Below are 19,277 nucleotides of genomic sequence, written 5' to 3'. Positions count from 1 at the left end.
GCGGCGAGATGGGAGATACCGAAAAGATCGCGTCGCTGTCGTCGCGTGGAGTTTCGCGCCGGCGTTTTATTCAGCATGCCAGTGCAATCGCCGGAGGCGGATTGCTGCTGGGCTTCCACATCATGACGCGCGCAGCCGAAATCAGCGCTCCCTCGGCGGCGCGCACGGATTTCGTGGCCAACGCGTTCATCCGTATCGCAGCGGACGACACCGTGACGCTCATCATGCCCTCCGTGGAAATGGGACAAGGCGTTTATACGTCAATGTCGATGTTGCTGGCAGAAGAACTCGACGTCGACCTTGGCCGCGTCAAGACGGAACATGCGCCTGCCGACCGGCAGCACTATGGCAATCCCATCTATATCGAGCAACTCACCGGTGGCTCCACGACGACGATGGGCTGGTTCATGCCGTTACGCAAAGCAGGAGCAAGCGCGCGTTACATGCTCGTTTCCGCAGCGGCTGGCCAGTGGAACGTCGACCCTGCCGCGCTTCGAACGCACGATGGCATGGTGATCCATGACGCGAGCGGTCGTTCTGCCAGGTACGGCTCGCTTGTGGATCGAGCCGCGACTGTCAAGCCGCCGGCTGCGCCCGCGCTGAAAGACGCATCCCGCTTCCGGTATATCGGCAAGCCGGTGCGGCGTATCGATACACCCGATAAGGTGAACGGCAAGACGGAATACGGCATCGATGTCGTTCTGCCCGGAATGAAGTTTGCCACCTTGCAGTCCAGCCCGGTCTTCGGCGGCAAGGTGGCCCACGTTGACGATAGCAAAACGCTCGAGGTTCCCGGGGTGCGGCAGGTGGTCGTGCTGGATGACCTGGTCGCTGTCGTGGGCGACCACATGTGGGCCGCGAAGCAGGGACTGGCGGCGCTCACCGTCACCTGGAACGACGGCCCGAATGCAAACCTCTCGCAAGACGAACTTTGGGCTGCGCTCGAGAAAGGTGCGCAAAGCCCAGGCGTTCCGGCCAAAAAGGCGGGTGACGCCCCCGGACATCTGAGCGGTGACGGCATCTATGAGGCGACCTACGAACTGCCATTTCTCGCGCATGCGGCAATGGAGCCGATGAACTGTACTGTCGACGTCCGAGCCGACGCCTGCGAGGTATGGGTCGGTACGCAGGCAATGGGCAAAGCTCGCGATGCGGCCGCGGCGGCTTCAGGGCTAAAGACTGAACAAGTGACCATTCACAACCATATTATCGGCGGAGGATTCGGGCGGCGGCTGGAGATGGACGGTATTAGCAAGGCCGTCCGCATTGGCAAGCACGTTAGCGGGCCCATGAAAGTGGTCTACACGCGCGAGGAAGACGTACAGCAGGAGAACTATCGTCCGATGTATCACATGCACGTGCGTGCGAAGATTCAGGACGGAAAGATTCTCGCGTTGCATCACAGGATCACCGGTCCGGCGCTGCTCGCTCGATGGTTGCCCGAGTTTTTTATCAAGAACGTCGACCTCGATGCCGTGGAAGGCGCGGTCGACATGCCATACGCGGTCCCCAACGTCCTGATCGAGTATGTTCGCCAGGAAACGCCGATTCCGACAAGCTTTTGGCGCGGGGTGGGTCCCAACGCGAACGTGTTCGCGATTGAAAGTCTCGTCGACAAAATTGCGCACGTTACGAACACGGATCCGCTGGCGTTCCGCCGCCGCATGCTGCAAGGCAATCCGCGCGCACTCGGCGTGCTCGACCTCGCGGCCGAAAAGGCGGGATGGTTACATCCGCTCACGCCCGGCCCAGTCGGCACTCGCGTGGGTCGAGGCATTGCCGTCTTGTCGGCCTTTGGCAGCTATCTCGCCTGTGTCGCTGAGGTCTCGGTTTCCGACGACGGGAACGTAAGCGTCACCCGCACAGTCACGGCTACGGACGTGGGCTTCATCGTCAACCCCGACACGCTCGAAGCACAGGTTCAGGGCGGCACGATCTTTGGCATCACGGCGGTTCTTTATGGACAAGTCACCGTTGAACGTGGCCGGATACAGCAAAGCAATTTCCACGACTACCGCGTCCTCAGGTTCGACGAATTACCGCAAATAGAAACCTTCTTCGTCCCCAGCAACGAAAAACCGGGCGGCATCGGCGAGCCGGGAACCGTGGTTGTGCAACCGGCAATCGTGAATGCCGTCTATGCGGCCACTGGCGTGCAGCTCACCCGCATGCCCATCAACCCGAAACTGCTGCAAAAGCAGGTGACGACATGAGCGCGAAAGCCGCCCTCATCACGCTCGCCGGGCTGGCGGCGATTGTCGTCGTGGTGGGTCTCGGCTTTCTGGGTTGGGTCCTGTTGCAGCCCGGACCGATGGCCTTCGCAAACGGCAAACCGGTGAGCCTCACTTCGTATCAAGGTCATTCACCCACCGGTGTACCCACAGAACTGGCGAACGCAGACCTCGTCGCTCGCGGCCGATACCTGACCCGAGCAGCGGATTGCGAAGCCTGCCATACCGCGAAGGGCGGGAAACCTTTCGCGGGCGGGCGCCCTTTTTCGCTGCCCTTCGGCACGCTGTACTCCCCCAATATCACGCCCGATAGGGAAACCGGCATTGGAGGATGGACTGACGCCGAGTTCCTTCGCGCGGTGCACCAGGGCGTCTCGCGCGACGGCACGAGACTGTATCCGGCGTTCCCATACGCCTCATATACGATGCTGACCGACGACGACGTGCTGGCTATCAAGGCGTATCTGCTTTCGTTGCCTGCCGTTCGGCGGGAAAACCCGCCGAATACGTTCAGGTTCCCGTATAACCAGCGATGGCTGATGGTCTTCTGGGCATTGCTATTCAACAGCAACGACCGGTTCAAGCCAATCGATGGGCAGTCATCGGAATGGAATCGAGGTGCTTACCTCGTGGAGGCGGTCGCGCATTGCGGCGAATGTCATACGCCGCGGACGCTGTTACAGTCGCTCGACAACCGCCTGAAATTCTCCGGCGGCGTAGCGGAAGGCTGGAACGCATACAACATCTCCTCCGACAAAGGCACGGGCATCGGCAACTGGACGCCGGAAGAGCTTGCGAGCTACCTGTCCTCGGGACACGCAAACGGACGAGGCACGGCAGGCGGCCCGATGGCCGAGGCGGTTGATCTGAGCTTCCGGTATCTCACGGCGCCGGACATAGCAGCGATGGTCACCTACCTGAAGTCCGTTCCCGCCATAAAGAGCGAAAACATTCCCGACCGGTTGGCTGAGGCCGCCTCACCCTCGCATTCGATCGGTCCGCCCGGCTATCCGGTTGGCAAGCGCATTTTCGAAGGCGTCTGTGCAAGCTGCCATTCATGGACCGGCAAAGGTGCGATTCGAGCGGAAGCTCAATTGACGGGTTCACGCGCTGTCAACGACCCGAGCGCGATGAACGTGGCGCAGATGGTGCTCTCGGGCATCAATCATGGCTCCGAGGACAAGGCCGGCATGCCTGCCTTCGGCGCTATTTTCACCGATGCGGAAGTGGCGGCTGTATCGAACTACGTGACGGGACGATTCGGGTCGGAGCCGTCGCACATCGATGCAGCAGATGTTGCGCGACTGCGGCAGCAAAGCGGCGCGACGCTCACCGCACGCGACCACTAAACTACGGAATCGAGGTAAAGCTATGGCATCTCAACCAGTAACGACCTTGGACGCCCCGATCAGGGTGGGCCTCATTGGCGCAGGCAATTGGGCCAAACATGGTCATCTCCGCGTGCTCAAGCTGCTGCCGCAGTACGAAGTCACTGCGGTATTCAGCCAACGCCAAGGAGCATCAGAAGATATCGCCCGTGAATATGGCGTCAAACATGTCATGCAAAGCGTGGACGATCTCGTGAATCACCCCGAAGTCGACCTGGTCGTGGTCCTCACCACCGCTCCGCAGCACGCTGACGGTGTGCGTGCCGCCATCGCGCCAGGTAAGGACGTGTATTGCGAATGGCCGCTGACACCCGATATCGACGTCTCGAAGGAACTGGTCGAACACGCGCGTTCGGCAAACGTAAGGCATATCGTCGGGCTGCAACGCCGGCTCGCTCCGCATAACCGGTATGTTCGCGATCTTATCCGGGAAGGCTTTGTCGGGAAGCTCCGCTCGGTGCGGATGCACGTCAGCATGAACTACTTCCAGGCTCAAAGGGGGAAAGGACTGCGCTGGACCGTACCGCCCGAGAACTTCTCCAGCGTCATTGCCATCTATGCAGGCCACTTTCTCGACATGCTCTTCGCCAGCACGGGCTGGCCCGACGAAGTTTCTGCACTCGTCGTCAATCAGTTCAGGGAAGTCACCATCGCAGAAACCGGCGAAATCATCCCGACCACCACGCCCGACCAGATGATCCTGAGCGGGAAGCTCGCGGACGACGCCGTGCTGACCGTCCACATCGAAGGTGGAAAGCGCAACGGTTCCGGCGTGCAGCTCGATATCACCGGCACGGAAGGAGATTTGCGCATCACCAATCGCGCCGCTTTCGGCGACGTTGGCGACGACTACATAGTGGAAGGGGCTCACGGTGACAACGTGCCCTTGCAGGCTCTGCCGGTTCCCACCACATACGATCAGCTTCCACCCTCCGAGCTACCGTCGGCCGTTCTCGAACTTGCGGGGCTCTACGCAGCGTACGCGAACGATGTTCGCGATGGAACGAAAACGGCGCCCGACTTTTCGGACGCGGTGCGGATACACGAGTTGATTAACGCTGCGGTGAAGTCATCCGAAACCGGAACACACGTTGCGTTTGGTGCTTCATGAGCTTGACCGGCTCCGGAAGCAACGACTTGCCGGAGCCGTTGGCAAAGCGATCAGACCGCCTCCAACGCACGTATTGGCTTCGCCCCCTCGATCGTCGACGACTTCGGAACGACGACGCCGTTCTTTGCTGCCGTCACTTCGGCGAGAATGGAAATAGCGATCTCGGGCGGCGTCCGACTTCCAATATAGAGTCCCACGGGCCCGTGCAAGCGAGCAATGTCGTTAGACGTCAAATCAAATTCCAGAAGTCGCTCGCGACGCGCGGCATTGTTGCTTCGCGAACCCAATGCCCCGACGTAGAACGCTTCCGTTCGTAAGGCTTCCATAAGAGCAAGGTCGTCGAGCTTTGGGTCATGCGTCAACGCGATCACCGCACACCGCCGGTCGAGTCGCATTTCGAGTACCGCGTCGTCGGGCATTGTACGGACAATGCGGATCTCGGGAATATCCCACTCATCGGCATATTCGGTTCGAGGGTCGCAAACAGTCACCTGATAGTCCAGACCCACCGCCATCGAACACAGGTATCGGGAGAGTTGACCGCCGCCAATCACGAGCATCCGGTAGCGCGGACCATGGATGGTGACTAGTCTTTGCCCATCGAAGTGCAATCCATCCGTTTGCGCTGCGTCGGCAAGCAGCACGGCTCCGGTCTCCATATCGAGCGTGCGCGAGACCAGCTTTCCGCTGCTCACCGCTTCGTAGAGAGTGCCGATAACGCTTGCGTCAACAAGCGGCTCCACAACGAGTTGAATCGTGCCACCGCAGGGCAGGCCGAATCGCCATGCTTCTTCCGCCGTCACGCCATATTTGAGTGTGCTGGGATGCTTGTCGACAATTCGGCTTGCACGGACGGCAGCGATGAGATCGTCCTCGATGCAGCCACCCGAAACCGAGCCCACCACCGCGCCGTCCTCGCGGATCGCAAGCATTGCGCCTTCGGGGCGCGGCGACGATCCCCACGTTTTCACCACGGTCACGAGAAACACACGATGGCCCGCTTTCAACCATCGTGTACCGGTACGCAGTACTTCCTGATCCATGCTGTCCATCACGTCCTTCCTGTACCCGAAGCAGACGGCTCATTCAAGCGAGCCGGATCCTATGTTTTCCGGGAGGTCAAACCCGGCTCCCGACCGGGAACCATTCCGTAAGCGCCGCGCGCCACCCAGCCGTTTGCGGAAAAACGACACCAGGTCCAACAGAGTCGCTTCATGACTGACGATCTCCCGCCGTGAGGTCTCGCCGTATCGCGTGACTTCCGTATGAACCCCGGCTGAAATCAACGCGCTGGCATACCGCTCCGCCTCGACACGCAGTCGGTCCGACCGCACACTGCATATCAGCGCCGGAGAGAGACCCCAAAGGCGACGGGATTCGATAGGAGCAGCATAGGGATGCAGGCGATGCAGCGGACCCGGAAGATAGTCAGCGTAGCCTCGAGCACATGCCGCCAAATCAAACGATTCGTCCATGTCGCTTTCACGAGCGAGTCGCGTCATGCTGGGGTCCAGAAGCGGCGCAATCAGCGCCTGTGCCCCGATCTTCACGTCGGACCGATCGCGCGCGATGGCGGCCACGCATGTGGCAAGGTTACCGCCTGCGTCATGACCCGCGAGACCCACGCGTCGAGGGTCGGCGCGCTGCGCGCGGGCCTGTGCTGCCGCCCAAAGCAGAGCCCGATACCCGTCCTCGGTTGCGTGAGGGAAGGGAAAACGCGGCGCGAGTGAGTAGCCCACGGAGAGAACCCACGCGGGCGTCGACCTCGCAATCCGTGAAGCGGTAACGTCGCCATCTTCTAGCGTACCCGACGTAAACGACCCGCCGTGAAAATACAGGATCATCGGAACCGTCGAGCCCTTGACCGCCGGTCGATAACTTCGGAGCGTGATAGGTTGAGCATGTCCGCCTATCTGGACGTCCTCGATACAGAGTCCCAACTCGGTCTGAATGAACATCGTCGATTGACGCTATGAACGTCTTCCCGGCATTTGCAATGCTTCAATTCTGTTCCGATACCTGCGCTCGATAAATCTGCAACGCCGCTAAACAGAATTCAGCGTCAATCGACAATGGTCGAGATGTGAAGCAACCGTGCCGCTCAAGCGATTGGCTGCCCAGTAGCGTCGCCGAAAGTCTCGGCGTTCTCAGCAGACTGATGCTTCGCCTGATGCCGCAGAAAACGTTCCCTGACGTCGACGTCCTTGAAGAGGTCACTCGCGCCGAACAGTTCCGCCACCCAATCCGCAAAAACACGTACCGTTGGCGACAGGTGCCGGTTGTGGGGATAAACCACGGAGATCGGCATAGGCATGGGCTTCCACTGCTCCAGCACTTCGACGAGGGCACCCGACTGAAGATGAGGGAGTGCCATGAATCGCGCCGCCTGTACGATTCCGAGACCTTCCAAGGCAGCCGCGACGTACGCTTCCGCGTCGTTGACCGATATCCGGCCCTTCACTGGAATCGAAACGGCATTCCCATCCACATCGAAAGTAAATTCCATGAACCGCCCTGTCCTGGCCCAGAAGTAGTTCACCGACGTATGCGTTTGCAGTTCCTCTATTGAATTGGGCGTTCCGAACTGTTCGAGATATTGCGGACTGGCAACCGTGACACCCTGATACAAACCAATCCGTCTCGCTACGAGCGAAGAGTCCTGCAATGCGCCGATGCGAATCACGCAATCAAGGCCCTCTTGTATAAGGTCAACGGGTTTATCGGAAAAGCCCAGCATCAGATCGACATCGGGATACTTCGTGTGAAACTCGTGAACCCGCGGCATCAAGACTGTACGTCCCAGCGCGCTCGGCAGGTCGACCCGGATCTTGCCTCGTGGAGACATGCCGCGGTTCTCAAGGGAACTCTCGATGTCGTCAATGTCTGCCAGGACCCTTACGCACCTCTCATAGTAGATTGCACCGTCGGGGGTGACGTTCAGTCTTCGCGTAGTACGCTGCAACAAGCGCACCTTCAGATACGTTTCCAGTTGCTGGATGATGACGCTGACGTTCGCTCGCGGCAGGCCAAGCGAGTCTGCCGCACGAGTGAAGCTGTTCGTCTCCACCACGCGCGTGAAGATTTTCATTGCTTGCAGACGGTCCATCTTCAACCTTTCCAGGAGACCCGGCGAATGCGCTTACGCCGGGTCAACGTGATTCATCGCTTTCTGTTTGCGCCTGAAGCAGGCGACAAAGCTTCGCGCCTTACCGCGCGCCGTGGACAATGTCACCGAACAGATGCGCGTAGCCGTGAGGGGGCGCCCGCCAGTACTGCGGGGCTGCGCTGACGACACCGCCTAGTTCAGCCGCTGCGTGCCATGCCCACCGGGGGTCATACAGCATGCCCCGGGCTATCGCGACGAAGTCCGCCTTGCCACTGGCGACAATTTCTTCGGCCTGCGCCGGTTCGGTTATCAACCCCACGGCCATGGTCGTCGCGCCTGTCTCCGCTTTGATGCGTTCGGCAAACGGCACCTGGTAGCCCGGACCCACGGTAATCTTCTGCGCTGGCGAGATGCCGCCGGACGATGCAGTGATCCACGCAACGCCTCTAGACTGGAGCGCACGGGCAAGCGCGACAGACTGGTCGATGTCCCATCCACCGTCTACCCAGTCCGTCGCCGATATTTTTACGCCGACCGGTTTGTGTGCAGGAAACATTTCCCGCACCGCGTCATACACTTCGAGCACATAACGCATGCGATTTTGCAGCGAGCCGCCGTAATCGTCGGTGCGCTGATTCGAAATGGGCGAAAGAAACTGGTGAAGCAAATAGCCGTGGGCCGCGTGCAATTCCAGTGCGTCGAAGCCGAGACGGTCGGCCCGCCTGGCCGTCTCGACGAACTGTCGCTTGATGCGGGAAAGTCCGTCGACGTCCAACGCGACGGGCGCAGTCTCGCCAGGCTTTTGCGGTATCGCGGACGGGCCATAGGTCGTCCATCCTCCCTCCCCGCTCGGCAAAAAAGCGCCGCCCTTCCATGGCACTGCGCTAGATGCCTTTCGACCCGCGTGGGCGATCTGCATGGCGAGGACCATGTTCGAGTTCTCTCGCACGAGAGACACAACTGGCCGGAGTGCTGCTTCCGTCTCGTCATCCCAAAGGCCCAGACAGCCAGGCGTTATCCGTCCTGCGGGTTCAACGGCGGTCGCTTCGACGACGAGCATGCCCGCGCCGGATTGTGCGAGTCCGCCCAGGTGAGCGAGATGCCATGAGTTTGCGCGACCGTCGTCCGCGCAGTACTGGCACATGGGGGAAACAACGATGCGGTTCGGTAATTCGAGCGAACCCAGACGTGAAGGAGTGAAAAGAGCGCTCATTGCAGCCTCACTTATATTCGAAACGAAGTTGATTTTCTGAAAATTCTCTTCCGGGACGATGAACCCCGCAGCATGGGGAGTAGACGCGCCAGACCTCCCTATTCTGCGAACTAGCGCGTACGGCATGCCTCTCCCATGCAAGCAGGCGTTATCCACCGTCTGCCATCTGGTTGCCGGTTAGTCTACGGGAGCCGGAAAATGCCTTTGTGCGAGGAGCGCTGAATTGTATTGTTAAGTCTTCTCAACAATCGACAAGACTCGCTGGCACAAGGACGGCCGAGCTTTTCAGATACCGGCCACGCCACGGCTTATGTCGCCGAACAACTGCTTTCGATATCGCCGGCCATCGACCTCAAGCGTGTAGCGCGCCGAGCCGAGGTATCGCCGCGCAATCTCTTCGCCGTGAGCACGCACTTCCGCCTCCATGCGCTCCCGGGCGGGGAGCGCCGTATCGTCAGCCAGGACCGAGGCAAGCCACTTCGCCTGAACTTCGACCAAAGGAATAGTCGGACCGACCGGCTGGATCAGTCCCAGCACATAGAGGCCGGGCCGCTCCAGGGCAAGCATGCGACGATATAGGGCGGCCTCTCCGTCCCGAACGGAGAACACTTCCGGCCTCAGGAATGGAAACGTCGTCTTGTAGCCTGTGGCGTAGATGATGGCGTCGATCGCTTCGCGGCTACCATCTTCAAACGAGACGTCCATACCCTCGAGTTGCTTGACGTTCGGTTTGATGTTGATCCAGCCATGACCGCAATAGGGAATGAGTTCCTGGCTCAGCGTCGTATGTTCGCGCCAGATGGCGTGCTCCGGGCGTGGAATGCCGAACCGCTGTTGGTCGCCTGTCACCATGTACGCGATGCGTTTGACGATAGTACGGCTCCATGTGGTGGGTAGCTTGAGGCGCCGTGAGAAGAAGGCCAGCCAGCGGTCGATCGGCAACCCCATGATGTACTTTGGCATCACCCACGCACTGCGACGCGTCGACAGGAACGTCTTGTTCGCCCCTTTGCAAACGTCCACCGCGATGTCGACCGCAGAGTTGCCAATCCCGACGATCAGCACGTTCTTTCCCTTGTATGGGTCTGCGGTGCGATAGTGATGCGAGTGGACGGAGTCGCCATCAAATGTGCCGGGAAACTCCGCTGTACGCGGGTCCCAGAGATGCCCATTGGCGACAATGACAGCCCGGTAACGCCGGATTTCACCCGTGCTCAGGCGAACTGACCAACTCCTGTCGTGGTTGGGCTTAACATCCTCGACTTTCGTGTTGAATGTAATGTGTGGACGAACGCCAAACCGGTCAGCGTACGCCTCGAGGTAATCGATGACTTCAAAATGAGAAAGGAAGTCCGGGTAGTGGTCGGGAATCGGAAAGTCGGAGTAACCCAGGTTGACACGGCTGGTGTCGATATGGAGGCTTCGGTACGCGGAAGACATCCCATTGTCGTTCTCGTAACGCCACATACCTCCGATATTCGAGCCGATCTCGAAGCAATCGAATTCGACGCGCTTTTCCTTGAGTGCTTTCGCGGCTGCTACGCCTGACGAACCCGCTCCAATTATGCATACGGGAAGATCGACAATATTATCTTGTCGCTTCGATTTGCCAGACGTTTTCATTCGGTGTCCTAAATTAATTTCCCATGCTTTCACCTTCCTGGCGAACGAAGCACGAGTCCTGAAATATGCTTTGCTTCTTGTGATGTAGCTGTCTAGCTGCTTCGATTGCCGGCGAGATATTCAACGATGATATCGTCGATCGAATGGTCTCCAACGATGCCAAGACGCGTAGCGACATCCGAAACGAATGCTCGTGGCCATCCGTCTACGATTGCCTGCAATCGAGCGTCGGGAGCGCAATGGACCTTCCCCAGTTCTCGATTGCCGGCTTGCCTGCGCGTCGAGGCAATCATCTGCTCAATGCTTACAGTGAGTGACGGTAGATTCATTGCTCGCGATGGCGGAAGCATTTCTTTCGGCACATCATGTAGCCGGATGAACGCCGCGGCAACTGCCCCCGCCGACGCAACCGGTATATGCGTTTCGGCCGCAAGCGGAGAGACCGTGTCTCGTCCGGCGAGCGGTTCGCGCACGATCGCGGCAATCCTGTCCGATACTGCGGGAACATTCGCGCCGGGGCGGACGAGCACAATAGGCAATCGAAGGACGCGGGCGTCGATGCGGTTCTTCCTTGAAGCATCTGAGAGCAACAGTTCGGCAACGGCCTTATGCGTTCCGTAGGTCGTTTCAGGGGAGAAGCGCTCAAGATCCGTCACTGCCGGCGGCAGCTCCCCGCCAAATACTGCAATCGAACTTGCAAATACGAATCGAGTGAACGGCGACGACTTGCTGATAAAGCGCCGGATTGCCTCCACATTGACAAGATACGCAACGTCGTCTCGCACTTCCGAATCCAGCGTCAGCGCCGCGGCCAAATGGAAGATGGCATCGACGCCAATCGACGCGACCTCGGCGGCAAAGCTGGCGTCAGAGAGGTCTCCCATCATCCGAACAACCCTAACCCCACGAGGCGCACCGAATTGCTCCTTTTCCGGGAAATCGCGATCGACGAGCACGACTTCTTCGATGGATCGATAGCCTCCAAACCCGTCCGCAAGAGTGGCGCCGCCCAACAGCTTTGCGGTGAGTGCGCGTCCAATAAATCCTGCCGCGCCTGTGACCATTACACGCATCGATCGCCTCCTTTCGGATGTCTCGTGACCCCTACTTCTCAGCCACCCGAATCGAGACGCGACGGACGGCCCCCAAGGAAGACCATGTCGCAGCTTCTCCCTCGCATGAGAAACATACTACTCAGTAGGTTTTTTTCGCGCAAGCATTTCCCCTACTCCAAGAAGGGATTGCGCATCCGCAGCCGCGCCGGAAGACTGGGCCTGTAAGTCAGGAGGAAAGGCAGGGGACAAATGAACAAATTCTGGCGACAAAGCATGTCGCTGGACTACTTATGGGGACAGTAGCTGTATTTCGATTGAGCGAAGAAGCGGTGATGTGCGATTGAGATCCCGAAGGATGCGCCCTGCCCCTCTACTAACCTCGTTTCCGTGTGCTGCGAGCAGGCGCCGGCGCGGACGCGGCCTGTGTGTTGCCGCGCGCCCGAACCCCATCCACGAGCGTCTTGACCATCTGCTCAGCAAGATGACGCCGCGACTTAGGCCCCGTGTCGCTTTGTGGCCGGTACCAGATGAGCGACCATTGAATGCCGCCAAGCAGTGTCTTGACTGCAATCGATATGTCCACGTTGGCCAGGGTACCGTCCTTGCGAGCTGTCGTTGCCGCTTTCTTGAACATCGCTTCGAATCGGTCGCGACTGCCTATCAGCTCATTCAGTATTTCCCGTTGTGCCGGCGTTGTCGCACCGAAACGATGCATCTGGACCCCCTGCGCAACAACACTCTCAAAGGTGTGATGCTCAAGGATCGCCATCGCATGGGCTTCCAGCATCGCTGCAAGGACAGTGATGCCGTCGCCATCGACTTGACTGGCAGGTTCGACGGCAGAAAAGAGCAGTTCCATCCCCGCACGGTGGACATCGAAGAAAAGCTCGATCTTCGAAGGATAGTGATGGTATATCCGGCCCTTCGTCGCGCCAAGGCGGCGGGCCACGTCGTCAATGCTGGTGGCATGGAAGCCCTGTTCCATGAAGCATTCCGCTGCCATACGCAAAATTTCCTGCTTGCTCGGAGTCATATCGTCCCGGTTCGGTGCGCGCATCTGGAGGGAAACCCTCCGGCGCCAAAGGCCCGGCGGGGCCCACTGTTCAGCATTATTGAATTATAGCGACCTCGACAAAGTCGCCCAACATACCCGGTAGTAGCCCTCGGGCAATGTCGACATCGTACCTTTCCAAGCTCAGAGAAGGTCGCGAGAGATCCACTGTTTGAGAACGTCAAATTGTGAATTCGGATACAGCCAATTTATCTCGTCCTATCGCGCGGTATAGCATCACTGCCATTGAAAGTTGCGAGTTATTTCGGCAACGCTGCGATGCCTATGTCCTGCTGCCCGGCCTAACGACGGAGGGAAAAAGTGAGCGTCATCGCCTCGGGATTTAAGCAAACTGAGCCGACTGCCACCCGAGATGCCTGGATGGTCACGATCACCGTGCTCGAAGCGCTGACTGATTGCAACGGCAATCCGTACATCGAACGGGTTCGAAGGAGCGCTGCCCAACGCCCTCAAAAGCCTCGTCGTAAGGCATCCGGCGACGACGGGCCTATGCGTCACTTGTCGCACGCAGTAGTCACGTTTGTCGAACGTGTCACCGACCGGTCTATCCTCATAAGCTGGCGCGACGCCACGTTATGCCACTACTGTGACCAGCTTTGGACCAAACGGTCGGCACGCCGCTCTGGCCGGTGTGCTCTGACGGGCGACTTGATTGCGCGTGGGGATGTCGTGTACGCGCCATATACCCGTGTTTCTAATCCTCCAGCCAACGAGCGAGCAATGATTCTCGCCTCGTCGGTTAGAGACTGATAGTCATCGTCCAAAGCGGCGAGACACCCAAGCGTTCGACCTTTACCTGAAGGACCTTCCGTTCATGAGCGATCCGCTAATTTCCGCATCTGCGGCCGGCAAATTCAAGCTTGCCGGCGAAGTAGACATTACCCGACTGGGCTACGGCGCGATGAGAATCACCGGACCCGGGATATGGGGGCCGCAGGACAATCCAGCAGAAGCGCTTCGTGTCTTGCAGTCGCTGCCGGAATTCGGAATCGATTTCGTCGATACGGCCGATTCGTACGGGCCAGAAGTGTCTGAACAGCTTATCCGCGAGGCCCTGCATCCATACAAGAATGTCATCGTTGCGACCAAAGCTGGGCTACGCCGCCCCGGCCCTGATCAGTGGCAACCAGACGGGCGACCCGAATACCTTCGTGAACGCGCGCAACGAAGCTTGAAGAATCTCGGTGTTGAACAGATTTCTCTTTGGCAGTTGCATCGAGTCGACCCGGCTGTCCCCGCCGACGAGCAATTTGACGCAGTCAATGCCTTGCAGAAAGAGGGCCTCGTCCGCTTCGTCGGCCTGAGTGAAGTATCCGTCGAGCAGATTAAAGCCGCGTCGAAGCACTTCAAGGTTGCGACGGTTCAAAATCGCTATAATCTATTTGATCGTCAGAGCGAATCGGTACTCGAATACTGCGAAGCGAACGATATCGGTTTCATACCTTGGTACCCGTTGGCCGCGGGCAGTATCGGCGAGTCGTCTACCACGCTGGGCGAAGTCGCTCGCAACCACGGTGCTTCACCGATGCAAATCGCTATCGCATGGCTGCTCCGCAAGAGCCACGTGATGCTCCCAATTCCAGGGACGTCTAATCGGGCTCATCTGCGGGCGAATGTATCAGCCGCGAATATCAAACTGTCGAACGACGAGATGAACCGTTTGAATGCTTTCGCGAGTTGACCTCCCTGTTGCCAATTCGCCTGTGGCACCGTCCGGTCGGTTGGCAAGTCCTTCATTTCTCCGCGTTGCTCTGCTCGCATTGCGTTTTCTTGCTGCGAACGAAGCATTTGGACGCGCGGGTGCGAAACACGCAGTCGAGCAAATCCTCACCCAATGTCCGGTATGTTGCGAAGGATTGAAAAATAGCAACCGGACACCTGCACTGGAGCGCAAGGTGCCCTGTATATCATGCAGCGGCCGCACGGCTCCCGATCACCGACCGTCCGCAATGGCCGACGACGTGATGTACTTCATCGGTGGTCGATGGGCCGTTGACGGAGAAGAAGTCGCACGAATGTCCAAGCAGTGGTCGCGCGGAGGGTCTCTGCCTGGCCGAACTGCGCCTGCCGGGACGGGCGCACTGCATTCGGCTTCGCGTTTCATTCGAAAATGGTGTGCTCTGTTGTGAAGAAGTACTCGCATTTCGTGGGATCGGTGAATCGCTCTTCGTCGGGCTGGATGACGTTTCTGTACGAAGGCGAATTTGCGAAGGCATGAAAGCCGTCTATGTCATCGAACCAAAGCTGTACGATGCCATCCACTTCGCCCAGCACGGCCCCTTCTGGACGATCCCCAGTGAGTCGTGACTGAATGTACCGTCTAACGTAGCGCTTCGTATCCGGCTGGTTTGAAAAAAGCGGCGCGTGAACATCCCGCCAATGTGTCATGTACTGCTCGTGCGTCATATCAGAACGGCGACGGCTCAATATATAGACTTTAAGCATATGATGCTCCGTTTCGCAGGGCTTGTAAGAGAAGGATTGTCTGACCGGATAGCGAAATTTGCAGACTCCCGTGACCGGGAGCGCGTGTCATGACCATGCGGGTGATTGCATACCTGCTTGAAAGTGGGACGCGAATGTGCCGTCTCACACAAAGAGCAGAGCTATCGTATCGCAATGCAATGACGCCAATTTCGCTTTCCTTATGGATCCCGTAAGAAATGCGATCGGACAGCGATAATCTCGGTCCCTTGCGGCGGCGTTTCGGGGGCGTTGGAAAGGTCCAAAACTTCGCTGGCGAGGAGACTCAACACCAAGCGCCGCTTCGCCGCGTTATCGCCCATCCCGGAGTCGCCGCGATTCTGGGCGCGTTGCTCGTCTTCGTGCGAGAACAGATCGCCGCACACCGGAATTTGGCGGTAGCAATACGAGTCTCGTCATCTCACTAGGAGAGCTCAGAGCAAATCCTGTGCATGTGCGAGCGATGTCTACGGAGCCTTCAGTTACGCTGAGTCGACATGTCTATTGTAGTTGCGCGCATAGGTGCATTTATTCGTTTGCGTCCAAATCTGTTTTAGAAAAAACTGAACAATCGATCTTTGATCGCGTCGACGAGAACGGCAGTTCAAATCGGCGCGACGCCGCATAGTCCCCACGTATTACTAGCTGGCATGGGCGGATGACCGATTCGCTTTCGAGAGCGGCCGTGACATTGGCCCAAGTTCGAACCGCCTCTTCGGGGCGGAAGTAAGCATTCGCTAGATACTTTAGCGCCCGCTCCAGATGGCTATCCAACAAACGGCTGTTCAGCGGCCTATTGCTGCCAGTGCAGGTCCGGTGAGTGAACGACTGCTATGGCCGAAATTTACCTGTAGGTCGTTGGGCAGCATTCTGTTGCGGAGCAGCCGCCCGGGTGAAAGGGCTGCTGGATGCCGGTAAGGCAATATCTGGCGGGCCGGTGCGAACTTCGGTCAAACCACTCCACGCTGGCGTCGAGGGCGTGTACCACAATCGAACTCCCATCATCCCTGTGGGAGACTGCGATGAAATCCGAACAATCCCGTGAGGCATGGAACAAGGGCAAGCTGGTCGGCCAGACGCCGCCGCTGAGGCCGAAGGACGTCTGGGCGATCCGGATCTACCTTCAGAACGCTCATGCTGTCCGCGATCTCGCCCTGTTCAACCTCGCAATCGATAGCAAACTACGTGGTTGTGATCTTGTCAGCCTGCGAGTCCGCGATGTCACGCACGGCAATCAGATCCTGCCGCGGGCGCAAGTCATCCAGCGAAAGACCCAGCGCCCTGTCCAGTTTGAACTGACCGAGTCGACCCGGAACGCGGTCGGCGCGTGGCTTGAGAAGGCTGCCCTCAGATCCGAACAGTACCTCTTCCCAAGTCGGCTATCGGCGTCCCCGCATCTTTCAACCCGGCAATACGCACGGATGATACGTCGGTGGGCGGGTGCAGCAGGGCTTGATCCGACAGCGTACGGCACGCATTCGATGCGCCGCACCAAGGCAACCCTGATTTACAAACGCACGGAGAACCTCCGGGCAGTGCAGCTGCTGCTCGGCCATAGCAAGATTGAAAGCACAATCCGCTACCTTGGCATCGAAGTCGACGACGCGCTCGAGATTTCGGAGCAGACTGAAATCTAGCACAGCAGTTTCCGGCCGCGCGAGAAGACGCTACATCGGGATTCGCGTGGCCGCTCTCCCTTTCTGAGACAAGACCGGCGGACTTGTGCCGGCGCCGCTGCCGCAGGACAGCCATCTTCGACGCCGCTTCGATCCGGAAAGCTGCCGGACGGCCTACGCATTCAATTCGGCCATAGCAAACGTTGGAGTGTCGGCCACTGTAAGGCAGCTGATAGGCGCTTTGCCGCCGCTCGAGCCGTCGTAGCCTCGATTGTCGGGTGCCAACGGGAGCGAATGAGTACTCGCGACCCACGGCGGTCCCTCGGTGCTACACGTAGGCAATTGGAATGATAAACGGGCGTTGCGAATACTGCGCAGTTACAGCAGAAAGTGGCGACGGCCGAGACCCGCAATTAGCGCTCTAGCCAAGCCTTCCGGGGTTGCTGCATTGAATCGGCGCAAGCCGGGCACGGGCGGTCTGGAGAGCTCGCGGCCTTGTCTAATTCTTGCCGGGTAAAAGTAGCGCTACGTGGTCGAATCGAAATCTCATTGCACGCCGCAATGCCGCGAACAGTTGGCTTGGGCCATTTTCTCAACTCTTCTCCCATGAATATATTTCCCTTGATACCGAGAATAGGCCCAACCACAAGAGCCCTGGAATTATCCGTGCCCAAAAATAATACGCTATCCCCTTCGGACAGACCAACACATCTGGAGAAAGAATTTAAATCATATTTAAGTGCAACGCGCGATAATATATAATAATCTAAATTCATCGAATTCAAAAACGAAAACGCCAGTGCACCAAACACCAACACACCCAATGTACAACCTAAGACGGCCTCGATGCGATGCCGAGTTTCTTTGGTGCCAAGGAGTTTGTCAGCGCTTGGAATATTGGCATCTGACAAAAACATCCAGAATACATTAATCAAAGACATCGCAGCGCCTAGAAAAAGCATGCAACTGTATATAGCCTTCAACGACCAAAGAACTGTGCCGACGGCTAGCGCCATCGGAAATTGACTTCCATCAATCGTAAAAATTGAATTAAGCCGGATTTCCGTCTCGCCACGGCCTACCCAAAGGGTTGCCGATGCAATCATTGCCAAGCCAATCTTCGTTAGCGGGAACTCCAGAAGGTACGTCATTCCGGGCGACAAGTAGATCAACCCACCAATTACAACGAGGAGCGGCAATATCGACGATATCATAGCAACCACGGCTAGCGTCTCGTTACTTGATAAAGAGACAATCAAGAAAAGTAGCGAGTTTGCAATGCTAGCGAAAATAAATATGAGGAATAACTGATATGTCAGTCTCACCTCTATGACGGGCACCCATTTCTTGCTGACTTGCTCCAGACGGCGAAGAATCCATTTACTCTGATTAATTTCAAGGTCAAGCCGATCCAGTAGTCTTATCGGACGCAGGATCACGACGGCGAAAGTATTCAGTAGCTTTTTGCAACACAACTTTAATTTACGAAAAATTGAAGAAAAAGGAGTCATGGACAGCCCCTCGTGTAAATAAAAGCCTTGCGCGGCGCGCAGTCTTCAAAACCTAGGGCAAGACTGAGTCGACGGCAAATCCGGCACACCCGAGCTGAAATTTACTTGCGCAGCGTGTGGTCTTCGCTGTCCGTGTTGCAGTCAGCGACGGTCACGTTGGTGCCGCGGCGCATTCTCCCAATTCCTCCGTTCGTTCTGCGGAAGACAGCGCACAGTGAGTGATAACAAGTGGCGCGGACACCCTTACGGATAGGCGCGAGCTCCGCCGCTCGAACAGTCGGGGTCTATTTCCACGCGGCGCCACCGGGACCGAGCACCGTTTATTTTATACACATTCTCTATCTGCAAATCGAAGCCAAATCGTTCATTGCCCTAACGGCTCTTTGCTGGGCGATGCGGACGCAAGAATGACCAAATGCGCGCACGGATGAACGTCTCCTCCTGGTCGACTACGGAAATTCGATATCGGCCGGGGTTCGGCCAAGCAACCACTTGAAACTATACTGGGGCACTTGGAGGATTCAATGGCTAATCACGACAGGCTGCATCCACTACGTCCGCTCCTGAAGAATTGGGTTTGGGAGCATGGCCGAATCGGTACTCGCTATTTGGACTGCGTCGATGGCGAGATCAAGTTTGACGAAGGCAAGAAGTCGCACTTCGCAAACGAAGAATACATTTACGTGCCGCTCGACAAGGATGGTGAGGAAGATGCGTCTGTGGATGGTCCTGCGATCCAGGAGGCGGGACTTGGCCGGTTTTTGAGGGCCGCGCAGCTGGGCAAGCCGGAAGAAGCAGGCTCTGTGGCGGAGGTCCAGCGCGCAGTGGCGGACTGCGTGGAGCTCGGTCTGTTCAGCGCATATCAGATGGACGCCCAGGAGGCCTTCA

General features: G+C 57.9%; 15 protein-coding genes and 1 pseudogene. 7 read left to right on the top strand and 9 right to left on the bottom strand.

Annotated features, from left to right (window positions below; all coding sequences use genetic code 11):
* The first annotated feature begins 8 nt into the window (after window positions 1-8).
* From JMY28_RS13205 to JMY28_RS13195, 3 genes are read left to right on the top strand one after another with little or no spacing between them, the layout of a single operon-like run.
* Window positions 9-2,213, top strand: coding sequence for a xanthine dehydrogenase family protein molybdopterin-binding subunit (locus JMY28_RS13205; protein ID WP_201696388.1), 2,205 nt, complete (start codon window positions 9-11; stop codon window positions 2,211-2,213).
* A gap of 50 nt (window positions 2,214-2,263) precedes the next feature.
* The gene (locus JMY28_RS13200) at window positions 2,264-3,580 is read left to right on the top strand and encodes a cytochrome c (RefSeq protein WP_201696387.1); all 1,317 of its coding nucleotides are present in this window, start codon (window positions 2,264-2,266) and stop codon (window positions 3,578-3,580) included.
* 46 nt (window positions 3,581-3,626) lie between these two features.
* Window positions 3,627-4,730, top strand: a complete 1,104-nt coding sequence (locus JMY28_RS13195; protein ID WP_236596842.1) for a Gfo/Idh/MocA family protein — start codon at window positions 3,627-3,629, stop codon at window positions 4,728-4,730.
* Window positions 4,731-4,780: 50 nt separating this feature from the next.
* Here the strand turns inward: JMY28_RS13195 and JMY28_RS13190 are convergent, their stop codons facing one another.
* The 7 genes from JMY28_RS13190 to JMY28_RS13160 all read right to left on the bottom strand — a co-directional run bounded on the left by JMY28_RS13190 (window position 4,781) and on the right by JMY28_RS13160 (window position 12,730).
* A complete protein-coding gene (locus JMY28_RS13190; protein ID WP_201696385.1) occupies window positions 4,781-5,782 on the bottom strand; it encodes an XdhC family protein in 1,002 nt (333 codons plus the stop codon).
* A 30-nt stretch (window positions 5,783-5,812) separates the two neighbouring features.
* The gene (locus JMY28_RS13185; protein ID WP_201696384.1) at window positions 5,813-6,688 is read right to left on the bottom strand and encodes an alpha/beta hydrolase; all 876 of its coding nucleotides are present in this window, start codon (window positions 6,686-6,688) and stop codon (window positions 5,813-5,815) included.
* Between the two features lie 143 nt (window positions 6,689-6,831).
* Window positions 6,832-7,836, bottom strand: coding sequence for a LysR family transcriptional regulator (locus JMY28_RS13180; RefSeq protein WP_201696383.1), 1,005 nt, complete (start codon window positions 7,834-7,836; stop codon window positions 6,832-6,834).
* Window positions 7,837-7,936: 100 nt separating this feature from the next.
* Window positions 7,937-9,049: an NADH:flavin oxidoreductase/NADH oxidase gene (locus JMY28_RS13175; RefSeq protein ID WP_201696660.1), complete on the bottom strand. Its 1,113-nt coding sequence runs from the start codon at window positions 9,047-9,049 to the stop codon at window positions 7,937-7,939.
* A gap of 285 nt (window positions 9,050-9,334) precedes the next feature.
* Window positions 9,335-10,672, bottom strand: a complete 1,338-nt coding sequence (locus tag JMY28_RS13170) for a flavin-containing monooxygenase (RefSeq protein ID WP_201696382.1) — start codon at window positions 10,670-10,672, stop codon at window positions 9,335-9,337.
* A gap of 92 nt (window positions 10,673-10,764) precedes the next feature.
* On the bottom strand, window positions 10,765-11,745 hold the full coding sequence (locus JMY28_RS13165; RefSeq protein WP_201696381.1) for an NAD-dependent epimerase/dehydratase family protein: 981 nt from the start codon (window positions 11,743-11,745) through the stop codon (window positions 10,765-10,767).
* A gap of 355 nt (window positions 11,746-12,100) precedes the next feature.
* Window positions 12,101-12,730 carry a TetR/AcrR family transcriptional regulator gene (locus JMY28_RS13160; RefSeq protein ID WP_268960637.1) on the bottom strand — a complete coding sequence of 210 codons (630 nt, stop codon included), beginning with the start codon at window positions 12,728-12,730 and terminating at the stop codon, window positions 12,101-12,103.
* A gap of 429 nt (window positions 12,731-13,159) precedes the next feature.
* Here JMY28_RS13160 and JMY28_RS39530 point away from each other — a divergent pair, with 429 nt between their 5' ends.
* Both JMY28_RS39530 and JMY28_RS13150 read left to right on the top strand, forming a co-directional pair.
* The gene (locus JMY28_RS39530; RefSeq protein WP_407945504.1) at window positions 13,160-13,549 is read left to right on the top strand and encodes a DUF3331 domain-containing protein; all 390 of its coding nucleotides are present in this window, start codon (window positions 13,160-13,162) and stop codon (window positions 13,547-13,549) included.
* 64 nt (window positions 13,550-13,613) lie between these two features.
* Window positions 13,614-14,480: an aldo/keto reductase gene (locus JMY28_RS13150; RefSeq protein ID WP_201696378.1), complete on the top strand. Its 867-nt coding sequence runs from the start codon at window positions 13,614-13,616 to the stop codon at window positions 14,478-14,480.
* Between the two features lie 419 nt (window positions 14,481-14,899).
* Here the strand turns inward: JMY28_RS13150 and JMY28_RS13145 are convergent, their stop codons facing one another.
* Complete coding sequence (locus JMY28_RS13145; protein WP_201696377.1) at window positions 14,900-15,244, bottom strand: EthD domain-containing protein; 345 nt, start codon at window positions 15,242-15,244, stop codon at window positions 14,900-14,902.
* Window positions 15,245-16,284: 1,040 nt separating this feature from the next.
* Here JMY28_RS13145 and JMY28_RS13140 point away from each other — a divergent pair.
* Window positions 16,285-16,899 carry a tyrosine-type recombinase/integrase gene (locus JMY28_RS13140; RefSeq protein WP_201696376.1) on the top strand — a complete coding sequence of 205 codons (615 nt, stop codon included), beginning with the start codon at window positions 16,285-16,287 and terminating at the stop codon, window positions 16,897-16,899.
* Between the two features lie 392 nt (window positions 16,900-17,291).
* Here JMY28_RS13140 and JMY28_RS13135 read toward each other — a convergent pair whose 3' ends face one another.
* Complete coding sequence (locus tag JMY28_RS13135) at window positions 17,292-18,389, bottom strand: hypothetical protein (protein WP_201696375.1); 1,098 nt, start codon at window positions 18,387-18,389, stop codon at window positions 17,292-17,294.
* A gap of 524 nt (window positions 18,390-18,913) precedes the next feature.
* On the opposite strand from JMY28_RS13135, the pseudogene JMY28_RS13130 reads away from it, so the two are divergent.
* Window positions 18,914-19,277: pseudogene (locus JMY28_RS13130) on the top strand (hypothetical protein); the annotation flags it as partial.

The sequence above is a fragment of the Paraburkholderia hiiakae genome, from assembly GCF_904848665.1.
GTDB classification, from domain to species: domain Bacteria; phylum Pseudomonadota; class Gammaproteobacteria; order Burkholderiales; family Burkholderiaceae; genus Paraburkholderia; species Paraburkholderia hiiakae.
This window is presented reverse-complemented; position numbering and strand designations above follow the sequence as displayed.